At 73.6% G+C, this 12,710-nt stretch carries 9 protein-coding genes and 3 pseudogenes; 3 read left to right on the forward strand and 9 right to left on the reverse strand.

Annotated features, from left to right (window positions below):
• Nucleotides 1-16: 16 nt before the first annotated feature.
• Complete coding sequence (locus ASC60_RS21165; RefSeq protein ID WP_055553307.1) at nt 17-1,939, reverse strand: glycosyltransferase family 2 protein; 1,923 nt, start codon at nt 1,937-1,939, stop codon at nt 17-19.
• 336 nt (nt 1,940-2,275) lie between these two features.
• On the opposite strand from ASC60_RS21165, the gene ASC60_RS21170 reads away from it, so the two are divergent.
• Nucleotides 2,276-3,475 (forward strand): glycosyltransferase, encoded by a 1,200-nt coding sequence (locus ASC60_RS21170; protein ID WP_055553309.1) that lies wholly within the window; start codon nt 2,276-2,278, stop codon nt 3,473-3,475.
• Here the strand turns inward: ASC60_RS21170 and ASC60_RS43000 are convergent.
• From ASC60_RS43000 to ribA, 5 genes and pseudogenes are all read right to left on the reverse strand, one after another.
• Nucleotides 3,426-3,539 (reverse strand): annotated as a pseudogene (locus ASC60_RS43000) (AraC family transcriptional regulator); the annotation flags it as partial. The gene ASC60_RS21170 and the pseudogene ASC60_RS43000 overlap by 50 nt on opposite strands.
• 47 nt (nt 3,540-3,586) lie before the next feature.
• Nucleotides 3,587-5,731: a xanthine dehydrogenase family protein molybdopterin-binding subunit gene (locus ASC60_RS21175; RefSeq protein WP_055553311.1), complete on the reverse strand. Its 2,145-nt coding sequence runs from the start codon at nt 5,729-5,731 to the stop codon at nt 3,587-3,589.
• Nucleotides 5,728-6,729 carry a xanthine dehydrogenase family protein subunit M gene (locus tag ASC60_RS21180; protein WP_055553313.1) on the reverse strand — a complete coding sequence of 334 codons (1,002 nt, stop codon included), beginning with the start codon at nt 6,727-6,729 and terminating at the stop codon, nt 5,728-5,730. The genes ASC60_RS21175 and ASC60_RS21180 overlap by 4 nt, the downstream gene beginning before the upstream one ends.
• Nucleotides 6,726-7,280, reverse strand: a complete 555-nt coding sequence (locus ASC60_RS21185; RefSeq protein WP_055553315.1) for a 2Fe-2S iron-sulfur cluster-binding protein — start codon at nt 7,278-7,280, stop codon at nt 6,726-6,728. Before ASC60_RS21185 ends, ASC60_RS21180 begins: the two co-directional genes overlap by 4 nt.
• Before the next feature lie 116 nt (nt 7,281-7,396).
• On the reverse strand, nt 7,397-8,074 hold the full coding sequence (gene ribA / locus ASC60_RS21190) for a GTP cyclohydrolase II (RefSeq protein WP_055553317.1): 678 nt from the start codon (nt 8,072-8,074) through the stop codon (nt 7,397-7,399).
• Between the two features lie 121 nt (nt 8,075-8,195).
• Between ribA and ASC60_RS21195 the strand changes: the two genes are divergently transcribed.
• Nucleotides 8,196-8,987: a creatininase family protein gene (locus tag ASC60_RS21195; protein WP_055553319.1), complete on the forward strand. Its 792-nt coding sequence runs from the start codon at nt 8,196-8,198 to the stop codon at nt 8,985-8,987.
• Nucleotides 8,984-9,643, forward strand: a pseudogene (locus ASC60_RS43005) (RibD family protein); the annotation flags it as partial. The gene ASC60_RS21195 and the pseudogene ASC60_RS43005, both read left to right, overlap by 4 nt.
• 252 nt (nt 9,644-9,895) lie before the next feature.
• Here ASC60_RS43005 and ASC60_RS42275 read toward each other — a convergent pair.
• The 3 genes and pseudogenes from ASC60_RS42275 to ASC60_RS21210 all read right to left on the reverse strand — a co-directional run.
• Nucleotides 9,896-10,735: pseudogene (locus ASC60_RS42275) on the reverse strand (lysylphosphatidylglycerol synthase transmembrane domain-containing protein); the annotation flags it as partial.
• Entirely contained in the window at nt 10,732-11,580 is an 849-nt protein-coding gene (locus ASC60_RS21205) for a class I SAM-dependent methyltransferase (protein ID WP_055553322.1), read from the reverse strand. The gene ASC60_RS21205 and the pseudogene ASC60_RS42275, both read right to left, overlap by 4 nt.
• A complete protein-coding gene (locus ASC60_RS21210; RefSeq protein ID WP_370592952.1) occupies nt 11,577-12,647 on the reverse strand; it encodes a glycosyltransferase family 4 protein in 1,071 nt (356 codons plus the stop codon). The genes ASC60_RS21205 and ASC60_RS21210 overlap by 4 nt, the downstream gene beginning before the upstream one ends.
• Nucleotides 12,648-12,710: the final 63 nt, after the last annotated feature.

The following is a 12,710-nucleotide window of genomic DNA, read 5'->3' on the forward strand; positions in this document are numbered from 1 at the left end:
ACGCCGCTGGGCGGTATCACAGGGCGCACACCGCGTCCGCGTCCTTCGCCGGGGCGCACGGGCCCGGGCTGTCCGCACGCGCGGTCGGCACGGCCGGCGCCGCCACCGGGCGGCGCCGGTCCCGCACCACCCCGCCGTACCAGATGGCCACCGGCGCCAGGCACAGCGCGAGCGCCAGGACGGCCCACGCCCGCATCGCCGCGTGCGTGTGCCCCAGGAAGAACGAGGCCGCGAGCGAGGCGCCGAAGAGGGCGCCCCACAGCAGATGGATGCGGAACGTGGAGAGCCGGTCCGGGCTGGACGAGTCGCCCTTGGGCGTGACCACGAACCGGCTCTTCCGCCGCAGCGCCGCGTCGAACAGCGCCTTGGCGTAGATCGGCGCGGACAGCGCGGAGAGCAGCATTCCGGCGAGCCCGCCCGACCCCTCGGGCTCATGCGGGGAGACGTTGTGGCGGCGGTTCCAGATGTACAGCCCGATCTGGAGCATGGCGGCGTCGCCGTAGAGCATCATCCACAGCTCGGCCGGAATGTCGAGCCCGGCCGCGCCCAGCATCAGGAACAGCGTGCAGGACAGCGCCGAGAGGACCCAGTTGACCGCCGTCATCGGGTAGTACGTGATCAGCAGCGTGTAGTTGAGCAGCTTCCCCGGCGACAGCGTGAACGGGGCCTTCCAGAACTGCCCCAGCACCGTCTCGTAGGTGCCCCGGCTCCACCGCATCTGCTGGGTGAAGAAGTCCGTCCAGGAGCTGGGCCCCTCGCCGACCGCGAGCACGTCCGGGGTGTAGACCGAGCGCCACTTCCTGCCGGTGGCCGGGTTGCGGTGGCGGTGCAGCTCGAAGCCGGTGGCCATGTCCTCGGTGATCGAGTCGTACAGCCCGCCGATGGAGCGCAGCGCGCTGATCCGCACCGCGTTGTTGGTGCCCACGAACATCGGGCTGCCGTAGGCGTTCCCGGCCCGCTGGATCAGCGCGTGGAACAGGAACTGCTGGCTTTCGGCGGCCTTGGTGACGGCGGTGTCGTAGTTTCCGTACACCTGCGGGCCCACCACGAAGGACACGTCCGGATCGCGGAAGTAACCCAGCATGCGCTCCAGGAAGTTGGGCAGCGGCACATGGTCGGTGTCCACACACGCCATGAATTCGTAATCGTCGCCGTGCGCGTCCAGCCAGGCGTTGTAATTCCCGTGCTTCGTCCTCGCCCGGAAAGCGCCCTCTCGCTGGTTCCACTTCTCGATTCCCCTGCGGGAGAAGTGGTGTACGCCGAGCCGTGCGCACAGCTCCTTGACCTCCGCGTCGTCCCCCTCGTCCAGCAGCCAGACGTCCAGCGTCCCCTGGTGCCGGATGCGCACCGCGCCCTCCAGCGTGGCCCGGACCATCGCGATCGGCTCCTTGCCGGGCACGAAACTGGTCAGGAACGCCACCCGGGTGCCGGGCTCGGCCGTCACCGGCACCGGATCCCTGGCCATCAGCGTCGCGTGCGCGTTGGAGACGACCGTGACCAGCCGGAACGTCTCGATCAGCGCGATCGACACCAGCATCACGACATCCGCCGCGGTCTCCCACGCCGTCACATAGGGGCGCGCCGCCCAGTGGTCCGGCCGCAGCAGCCACAGCAGCAGCAGCGCCGAGCACACCGGCGCCCCGCACAGCAGCAGCGCCGCCCGGAACCGGTGCGGCTCCCGCGCCAGCAGGCTGCGGCTGCGCACCCGGTACGGGCGGCCGGCGGGCGGCTCGGTCAGCGGGCCCGCCAGCTCGCTGTACCGCTCGTACTCGTACACCGCGGCCGGGCGGGAGTGCGCGGCATCCGGGGCGGGGCGCGCGTGCGGGGGTGCCGCGGCGCGCCCGGGGACGTGCCCGGCGGTGCGCGCGGCGGCGGGGGCGACTCCACGACGCGCGTCTCGTGCGTTTTTCGAATCTCTGACGGGGGTCTGTGCAGACATGGGCACTCCCGCGGGCTGTCTGGAACCGGGTTCATTCGAAAACCGGCTGACTTGGAGCCGGATGTCGCGCCGCGATGACCCGAACGGACCACATTCGTCATGTCATCGCGCGAGATGAGAAGGTAACAATCGGATGAGTCGGTATCGCGCACATCGGATTTTCGGCGCGCCCCTGGTGAACCGGGTGCTGACGGGCCGCGAAAGAGCCACCCTGATGGCCCATGAACGCGCGTCTTACGTGATTTACATCCCGCCCTCTGGCAAGGTCGGAGATCGCGTGAAAAACGCGCGACCGAATCCACGGCCGCACGACGGAGGACGGGGCGGGGTCGCCCGATGAGAGTTCTGCACATCATCTCCCGCCTCGGCGCGGGCGGCGCCGAGCAGCAACTGCGGCTGCTGCTGCGCCATGTGCCCGTGCGCTGCGACGTGGTCGCCCTCGCCGCACCGGGCACAACCGCTCACGGCATCCGCGCCGACGGCATCCCGGTCACCCACCTGCCCCTGGACGGCCGCGCGGGCGAGCTGCGGGCGCTGGCCGCCCTGGTGCGCACCATCCGCTCCGGCGGCTACGACCTGGTCCACACCCACCTCTATCGGGCCTGCGTCTACGGCCGGATCGCCGCCCGGCTGGCGGGTGTACGGGCCGTGATCGCCACCGAACACGCCCTGGGCGAGCACAGCGTCGACGGACACCCCCTGACCCCCGCCGTCCGCGCCCGCTATCTGGCCGCCGAACGGCTGGGCTCGGCGACCGTCGCCGTCTCGGCCGCGGTCGCCGACCGGCTGCGCGACTGGGGCGTGCCCAGCCACCGCGTCCATCTGGTGCCCAACGCCATCGACGCCCGCCACTTCCGCTTCACCCCCGCCGTCCGCGCCACCGCCCGCGCCCGCCTGGCCATCCCCGAACGCGCCTTCGTCGTCGGCGCGGTCGGACGGCTGATGGCGGCCAAGCGGTTCGAGGTGGCGGTACGGGCCGTGGCCGCCGTACCGGGCGCCCGGCTGCTGCTGGTCGGCGAGGGGCCCGAGCGCGCCGCCCTGGAGGACCTGGCCACCCGGCTCGGCGCGGCCGACCGGATCCGGCTGCTGGGGGAGCGGGACGGGGCCGTGGCCCCGTCCGAGGACCGGCCCGCCGGGCTGCCGGGCCTGCTGGCCGCCATGGACGTCCTGGCCGCGCCGTCCGCCGAGGAGGCGTTCGGGCTCGCGGCCCTGGAAGCCCTCGCCGCCGGGCTGCCGGTACTCCACACCGGCTGCCCGGCCCTCGACGAACTCCCCGCGGGCGCCGCCCCCGCCGCCCGCCGCATCGCCCCCGGCCCCGCCGCCCTCACCGACGCGCTGCGCCACCGGCTGGCCGCGGGTCCGCGGCGCTACCCGGTGCCGGACGCGGTCGAGCGGTACGACATCGCCCGCGGCGTCCGCCGCCTGATGGACCTGTACGACCGCACCACCACCTGCGGCCCGGACGCCTGCCTGCGCGTCCCGCCGGTCAGCCTGCGGACGGCGCGCCGCGGCGAGCGCGGTGCTCCCGCGGGCTGACGCCGCGTACCCGCTTGAACCCCGCCGGCAGCGCGGACGCGCTGCCGTACCCCACCCGCCGCGCTCGCCGACTTCGCACGCGAGGCGGCGGCGGGCGGTGCCCGGGGCCGATCAGCGGTCAGGCAGCAGCTTGTCGCAGGTGATCGGCAGATCGCGCACCCGCACGCCGGTCGCATGGTGCACCGCGTTGGCGATGGCCGCGGCGGTGCCGACGACGCACACCTCGCCGACGCCCTTGGCGCCCATCACATTGGTGTGCGGGTCCGTCTCGTCCACCCAGTGCGCCTCGATCGTGTGCACATCGGCGTTGGCGGCGATGTGGTACTGGGCGAAGTCCTGGTTGACCACATGGCCGAAGCGCGGGTCCAGCACGCTGTGTTCGTACAGCGCCATCGAGATGCCCTGCGTCATGCCGCCCAGCAGCTGGGAGCGCGCGGTCCTGGGGTTGATGACCCGGCCCACGTCGAACATCCCGAGCAGCCGTGGCACCCGGATCTCCCCGGTGTCCGCGTCCACCCGGACCTCGGCGAACTGCGCGCCGAAGCTGTGCATCGCGTACCGCTCGGCGTCGGGGTTCACCGGCATGCCGGCGGTGACCTCCAGGCCGTCCGGCGGAACCACGTCGCCGTGCTCGGTCGCGAGGAGGGTGCGCAACCGGCGGGCGGCCTCCGCGATCGACGAGCCCCAGCTGTTGATGCCGGAGGAGAAACCGGCGGGGGAGGCGTTCGGCAGGGTGGTGTCCCCGATGCGCAACTCCACCCGTTCGACCGGTACGCCGAGCGCGTCCGCGGCGATCTGGGTGAGCGCCGTCCAGGTGCCGGTGCCCAGGTCGGCGGCGGCGATCAGCACCGTGCAGTGCCCGTCCGGGGTGACCCGGACCGTCGCCGCGCTGCCCGGGAGGCGCGGCGAGGGGTAGGTGGAGGCGGCCACGCCGGTTCCGATCAGCCAGCGGCCCGTCCGGCGCGCCCGGGGCGTCGGGTCGCGCCGCTCCCATCCGGCGCGGCGGGCGCCCTCGCGCAGGCAGGCCACCAGATGGCGGCTGGAGAACGGCAGCTGGGACTCGGGGTGGACGTCCGGTTCGTTGCGGACGCGGAACTCCACCGGGTCCATGCCGCACGCGAGCGCCATCTCGTCCATCGCCGACTCCAGCGCGAACATGCCCTGCCCCTCGCCCGGTGCCCGCATGATGGTCGGCACCGGGATGTCCAGCGGGGCCAGCCGGTGGGTGGTGCGCCGGTGCGGGGCGGCGTACATCAGGCGGGTGCACACGGCGACCTGGTCGGCGTACCCCTTGGCCCGGGCGGTCTGCTCGACCACGTCATGGGTGACGGCGGTGAGCCGGCCGGCTGCGTCGGCGCCCAGCCGGATCCGCTGGATCGACGCCGGGCGGAAGCCCACCAGCGCGAACATCTGCTGGCGGGTCAGCGCGAACTTCACCGGCCGGCGCACGGTGCGCGAGCCCATCGCGGCGAGCACCGCGTACGCGTGCGGATACACCTTCGACCCGAAGCCGCCGCCGACGTGCGGGGACACCACCCGCACCCGGTCCTGCCCGAGCCCCAGGGTGGCGGCGAGCAGATCGCGGCTCACCGTCGGCCCTTGCGTGGAGCAGTACACCAGCAGCTCGCCGTCGGCCCAGGTGACCACGGCGGTGTGCGGCTCCATCGGGTTGTTGTGGTACATCGGCGTGGTGTACGTGGCGTCCAGCAGGGTGTGCGCGGCGGCCAGCGCCGTATCGGCGTCGCCGACGACGCTGTCGGCGGGGGAGCCGTCCTGGAGTTCACCGCCGCCCTGCCCGAACTGGGCCGCGTCCACCGGCTTGTACAGGTCGTCGCGGTCCTCGCGCAGCGCCACATCGGGCGGGCGCTGCTCATAGGTGAACCGCACCAGGCCCGCCGCGTACCGCGCGGTCTCCGGAGTCTCGGCGACCACCGCGCCGGTGAACTGCCCGCGCCAGGCCACCTCGTCGGACTGCAGCACCGCCAGCTCCGGATCGCCCGTCACGGTCAGCCGCGGCGCGGTGAGATGGGTGAGCACGGCCAGCACCCCCGGCTCGGCCTCCGCCACCGCGGTGTCCACATCGGTGATCCGCCCGGCGGCGATGGTGGCCTGCAGCGGATGGAGATAGGCGGGGTGCTCGACGGGCCACTCGAAGGCGTAGGTGGCGGTGCCGGTGACCTTCTGCGCGCCGTCGATCCGGCGCAGCGGCGCGCCGACCGCCCGCGCCCGCTCCCTGACCTCGCGGACCTCGTTCACCGCGCCACCTCCATCACATCGAGCAGCGTGGCGACGAGGGTGTTGCGGGCGAGCGCCACCTTGAAGGCGTTGCCCGGCAGCGGGTCCGCCTGGGCCAGCTCGGCCGCGGCGGCGTCCCGGAAGGCGTCCCACGTCGCGGGCGCGCCGCGCAACGACTCCTCGGCCTTCCACGCCCGCCACGGCTTGTGCGCCACGCCGCCGAGCGCGATGCGTACGTCGCGTACGGTCCCGTCGTCCGCGACGTCCAGCGCGGCGGCGACCGACACCAGCGCGAAGGCGTACGAGGCGCGGTCGCGCACCTTGCGGTAGCGGGAGGTGGCGGTGAAGCCGGGCGGCGGCAGCTCCACGGCCGTGATCAGCTCCCCGCGCCGCAGCACCGTGTCCCGCTCGGGGGCGTCGCCGGGCAGCCGGTGCAGTTCGGTCAGCGGGACGCGCCGCCCGCCGTTCGGCCCCTGGGGACCCTGGACGCACACCACGGCGTCGAGCGCCGCCAGCGCGACCGCCATGTCGGAGGGGTGGGTGGCCACGCAGGACGGCGAGGCGCCGAGGATCGCCATATCGCGCTGATAGCCCTCCATCGCCGAACAGCCCGACCCCGGCTCGCGCTTGTCGCACGGGGTGGTCACGTTCTGGAAGTACGGGCAGCGGGTGCGCTGCAACAGGTTCCCGCCGGTGGTGGCGAGGTTGCGCAACTGGCCCGAGGCGCCCGACAGCAGGCTTTGCGAGAGCACCGGATAGCGCCGCCGGACCCGCCGGTCGGCGGCCAGATCGCTGCCCGTGACGGCGGCGCCGATGCGCAGGGCCCCGTCCGGCAGCTCCTCGATCCGGTCCGAGGTGAGCCTCCGGACGTCGACCAGCACCTCCGGGGTCGCCACCTCCAGCCGCATCAGGTCCACCAGGTTGGTGCCACCGGCCAGATACGCCGCCTCCGGCTCCTCGGCCAGCGCGGTCACCGCCGCCGACACGGTGTCGGCACGCTCGTAGCGGAAGGGCCTCATCGGCGCGCCCCCTCGTCCCGGTGTGCCACGTCGGCGATGGCCGGGACGATGTTGGCGTACGCGGCGCAGCGGCACAGGTTGCCGCTCATGCGCTCGGCGATCTCCTCGTCGTCCAGCACCACGTCGGCGGCGTTCACATCCTTGGCCACGGCGCTCGGCCAGCCCGCCGCCGCCTCGCGCAGCATGCCCACCGCCGAGCAGATCTGGCCGGGGGTGCAGTAGCCGCACTGAAAGGCGTCATGGGCGATGAAGGAGCGCTGGAGCGGATGCAGCCCGTCGCCGCTCTCGCCGCGTTCCCCGTCGCCGCCGTTCATGAGACCGGCGGCCGTGACGATGCCGGCGCCCTGGTGGGCCACCGCCAGTGCCAGACAGGCGAGGGCGCGGCGGCCGTCGAGCAGGATGGTGCAGGCACCGCACTGGCCATGGTCACAGCCCTTCTTGGGGCTGGTGTTCCCCAGCCGCTCGCGGAGGGCGTCCAGCAGGGTCGTACGGGTGTCGACGGTGAGCCGGTGGTCCCTGCCGTCCACCCGGAGCGTGATCTCCACGTCCATGCTTCACATCATCGGACATATATGCACTGATCGCCTGTTCCCGGCCCAGTGCACCTGGAGCGCCGGCGGCGCGGCTCACCCGCCGTGCCGCCGGCGCCACCGGCTCCGCGCGCTGTTCAGGACCGCTCGGCGCCGCCGTCGACGGACGTCAGCACACCGTCCAGATGCGGCAGGTAGTGGTCCATCCGCTCCCGCTTGGTCAGCAGGTAGGGCAGGTTCTCCTCGCACGGCTCGATCAGCAGCGGAACCTGTTCGCTGATCTTGATGCCGTGGCGCAGCAGCGCCTCCCGCTTGCGCGGATTGTTGGAGAGCAGCCGTATGGAGCGCACCCCGAGGTCGTGCAGCATCTCCGCCGCCACCTGGTAGTCCCGGGCGTCGTCCGGGAGGCCGAGCGCGAGGTTGGCCTCGACCGTGTCCAGGCCCTCCGCCTGCAGCTGCATCGCCTGGAGCTTGGCCAGCAGGCCGATGCCCCGGCCCTCGTGGCCCCGGAGGTAGACGAGGATGCCCCGCCCCTCGCTCACGATGGCGCGCAGCGCCGCGGACAGTTGGTCGCCGCATTCGCAGTGCCGGGAGCCGAAGGCGTCTCCGGTCAGGCACTCGGAATGCACCCGCGTCAGTGCGTCCTCGCCCTTGACGTCGCCGTATACCAGCGCGATCTGTTCATCTCCGCGTTTGTGGTCCTGGTAGCCGAAAGCGAGAAAATCGCCGTACACGGTGGACAGCCGGAGATTCACCACTCGTTCGACATCCGATCGACGAGCGCTGTCGACCAACACGCTATCACTTGCTGTCATGTTGTAACCCTATCTGGTGAACGCCGGGTGGCGTAGGGGAAAATGGGAAAGTCGGCCGGGTGATGGGCCACGCATCCGCAGCAGGAAGCACGCAGCACGAAGAACGAAAGGCCGCAAGAACATGAGCGATTCGGAAACGCCGGACCAGTGGGCCTCGGGGCTCCTGCCGTCGACGACCACGGAGGAGGTGCGGGCCCGGCGGGCCGGTGTCGCCGTCCTGCCCATCGGCAGCTTCGAGCAACACGGCGCGTATCTGCCGCTGGTGACGGACACGGTCATCGCCTGCACCATCGCCCGGGAGATCGCCGCGGCGTATCCGGTCCAGCTCCTCCCGCCCGTCACCGTCTCCTGCTCGCACGAGCACGCCAACTGGCCGGGCACCGTCTCCATATCCGCCGCGACCCTCTACTCCGTGGTGCGCGACATCGCCGGATCGCTGCGCCGCTCCGGTATCGGTTCGCTGATTCTGGTGAACGGGCACGGCGGAAATTACGTCCTGCGCAACATTGTTCAGGAATCCGCCGGCACCGGTACCCGCATGGCGCTTTTCCCGGGCTCGGCCGACTGGGACACGGCCCGTGGCAGGGCCGGTGTCCGCACCCCGTCGTACAGCGATATGCACGCCGGGGAAGTGGAGACCTCCATCCTGTTGCATGCCCATCCCGAACTCGTCCGTCCCGGTTATGAAACCTCCGATTGTCTCGCCGACAACCGGAAGCATCTGCTGACCCTCGGTATGGCCGAGTACACCGAGTCCGGAGTCATCGGCCGCCCTTCCCTGGCATCCGCCGAGAAGGGAAAGGAACTCCTCGCCGCGCTCACCGAATCCTTCGCCGAGTATCTTTCGGTGGTCGGCGAGTCCGTCGTCGGCGAATCCGCGGTCGGCGAGCGACAGGAAACGGAGACGCGATGACGACGCTGGACACGGCAGCGGCTTGGGAGCGGCTGCGCTCCATACGGACCGTGGCCGAGGCCCGGGCCGCCGGACTGGTGCGCGGGCCGGACGGCGCGGTGCGCTGGTCGCGGGACGCCACCCCCGGGGCGGACGCACTCGCCGACCGCTATCTGCCGCTCTGCCTGGCCGGGCCGCGGCTGACGATCGCCCAGCTCGGCCAGAGCCTCGACGGTTTCATCGCGACCCGCACCGGCGACGCCGACTACGTCACCGGCGAGGAGGACCGGTGCCATCTGCACCGGCTGCGCGCCCTCACCGACGCCGTCGTGGTCGGGGCCGGGACCGCCGTCGCGGACGACCCCCAGCTCACCGTGCGCGCCTGCTCCGGACCGCATCCGGTGCGCGTCGTCCTCGATCCCCACGGCCGGGTACCTCCGCATCGCCGGGTCTTCACCGACGGCTCAGCGCCGACCCTGTGGGTGGTGGGGGCGGACGCCCGCGACGGGCGGACGGCGCCGGACGGCGTCGACGTACTGACCCTGCCGGACCGTGCCGCGTTCACGCCGCAGCGCCTGGTGGAGGCGCTTGCGGCGCGTGGCCTGGGCCGGGTGCTGATCGAGGGCGGCGGCGTCACGGTGTCGCGCTTTCTGCACGACGGCGCGCTGCACCGGCTGTACGTCACCGTGGCACCGGTGCTGCTCGGCGACGGCATCCCCGGGCTGCGCTTCGACGGCACCCCCGTCATGCGCGACGCCCTGCGGCCCCGGACCCGCCGTACCCGCCTCGGCGAGGACACCCTCTTCGAACTCGACCTGGGGACGCCGCAGCCGGACGGCCCACTGCCCGACCAGCACACCCAGACCGGGCAGGCTCGCGGCGAAGGTGAGCACCCCGTACACGACGGCGACCGTCAGCCCCTGCGCGGCTCCCAGGCCCGCGGCGCCGAAGGCCCACGCGGTGACGCCCTCGCGGGGGCCCCAGCCGCCGACGTTCAGCGGCAGCGCCATGGCGAGCAGGGCCAGCACCATGATGGGCACCAGCCGGGCCGCCGGGGCGGTTGATCCCGCCGCCCGCGCGGCCAGCAGGAACATCCCGAGATAGCCCGCCAGCACCACCGCGGACGAGATCACGACCCCCGGCCAGCTCGCGCGGGCCAGCAGCCCGAGCCGCGCCTCGCCGAGCGCGGCGCGCAGCGCCCGGCGCCCCCGCGAGGTGCCGGGCCCGCGGCGCAGCCGTACGACGGCCACGGCCCCGAGCCCGCACACCGCGATCAGCGCGGCCGCGGCGCCGGGCGTCGCGGCCACGGCGTGGACCACCCGGCCGGCCTCGGACAGGGCGAAGGAGGGCCGGGCGAACAGCAGCGCCACGCCGGCCATCACCAGCACCACCTGACCCGCGGTCCGCTCCAGCACCACGGCACGCACACCCCGGGCCACATCGCCCTCGGTCCGCCCGTGCCGTACCGCGCGGTGCACATCGCCGAGGACGCCGCCGGGCAGCGCCGCGTTGAGGAACTGCGAGCGGTAGTAGTCGCCGACGGCCCTTGCCAGGGGCAGCCGGATGCGCAGCGCCCGCGCCACCACACACCAGCGCCAGGCGCTGAACACGGTGGTCAGCAGGCCGAGTCCGAGGGCGGCCAGCAGGGTGAGGCCGTCGATGCGGCGCACGCCCTCCAGGAAGGCGCCGGTGCCCATCTGCCACAGCAGCACCGCGATGATGGCCGCCCCGGCGAGTGTGCCGAGCCGCGCCCGGATCGACGCGCTCATGACACTCCACCCGTCGGCCCGGGGCTCACCGGCCGGGGCAGCGCGAGCAGATCGTCATGGTGCACCACCACCCGCAGCCCGCCCGCCGCGCACTCCGCCAGCCGCCGCCGCAGATACCTCTCGGCACGCGGTTCCAGCTCCGGCCGGTGCTCCACCGCCGCGCCCACCCAGCCCCGCAGCCACTCCGCGGCCAGCGCGGACTCCCCGGGCCCCAGCAGCCAGGGGCTGGCGTGCGTCCGTACCGTCGCGCCGTGCCGGGCGAACGCCTCGGAGGCCACCGCGACGGCGTCCGGCCCCAGCAGACCGGAGCGGCGCTGATGGGCGTCGAACGCCTCCGCGATCTCCGCGTCCAGCGGATCCTCCGGGGCCAGCTCGACCCGGCCCGCCACCGACAGCGCCAGCAGCACCGGACACCCCGCCCCGGCACAGGCCGCGGCGAGCCCTTCTATTTCGTCGGCCGTCAGCACGTCCAGCAGCGCTGAGGCCGTCACCAGCGACGCGCCCGCCAGATCGTCCGCGGTCAGCGAGCCCAGGTCACCGCGGCGCGTGCGCACCGTGACCGGGCTCCCATCGGCGGCCGTACGCGGCGCCCGCTCGGCGGCCAGCTCCAGCAGACCGGGATCGTGGTCGTGCAGCACCCACTCCTGCGGGCCGTCCAGCCGGGGCGCCAGCCACCGGCCCAGGGAACCGGTGCCGCAGCCGAGGTCGTGGATCACGCGTACGGTGCCCCCGGCCGGCCGGGCACGCAGCGGCTCCAGCAGTTCGGGCGCGCGGGCGGCGGCGTCCGCGCCCTCGCGCAGCTCCAGCCACTCGGGCGCGTATCGAGGCGTATCGGTGGTGGTCACGCGGCCCTCCGGGGTTCGCGGCGAAGTCGTTCCAGCACACCGGCCAGATCCGTTGCGGTCGTCCGCCAGCCGTCCAGCGCGGTGCGCCGGCCGCGGGCGGCCGTGATCAGCCGGCGGCGTACATCGGGATCGCCCAGCCAGCGGCGCAGCGCCGCACCGAGCGCGGCCGGATCGTCCGGGGGGACGAGCAGGCCCGGCACACTGCCCTCGGGCGCGTACCCGAGCGCCTCCGGGACCCCGCCCACGGCGGTGGCCAGCACCGGAACGCCGTGCGCCAGCGCCTCGGTCACCACCATCCCGTACGTCTCGGCGTAACTGGCGAGCACCAGCAGATCGGCACCGGCGTAGCTCGCCTCCAGCTCCGCGCCGCCGCGCGGGCCGGTGAGCCGCACCCGGTCGCCGAGCCCGGACGTCCCGATCAGCTCCCGCAGCCGGTCCACATAGCCGGGGTCCTGCTCCAGAGCGCCGACGCACTCCAGCGTCCACGGCACATCGGTGACCTCGGCCAGCGCCTCCACCAGCCGGAGCTGCCCCTTGCGCGGGGTCACCGAGGCGACGCACAGCAGCCGCGTGCCGTCGTCCGTGCCGGACGCCTGCGGCGCCACATCGGCACCGGGCGCCGCCACATGGACCCGGCCCGGGGCCAGTCCGTGGTGCGCGACGAGCCGGCGGGCCGCCCAGCCGCTGGTGGCCACGACCGCGGGCACCGCGCCCAGCGTCTTGCGCTCCAGCACGTCCAGGTCCGCCGCCCGGCCCGGGGCGAGCCCCGTCTCCTCACCCAGCGGCAGGTGCACGAGCACCGCGAGCCGCAGCCGTTCCGCCTCGGGAACGACGAGGTAGGGGACGGCGCAGGCGACGAGGCCGTCGAGGAGGACGATGCCGCCGTCCGGCAGCTCCGCCAGCAGCCGGGCCAGCTCCGCGCGCGCCGCGGGCCCGGCCTGCGGCCAGTCGCCCGCGACCGTGTGCTCGTGGACGTCCCAGCCGATGCCGGGCAGCTCCCGGCAGATCCGCCGGTCGTACGTGTTGCCGCCGCTCGGCGTGGCCGGGTCGGCCACCCCGTCGGGCATGACGACGTGCACCGCGCGCAGCGGCGGCGGGACGGCACCGCCGCCGAGACCGAGCAGGCTTCC

Origin of the sequence: Streptomyces sp. NBRC 110028 (assembly GCF_001417735.1) — a bacterium.
GTDB lineage: Bacteria > Actinomycetota > Actinomycetes > Streptomycetales > Streptomycetaceae > Streptomyces.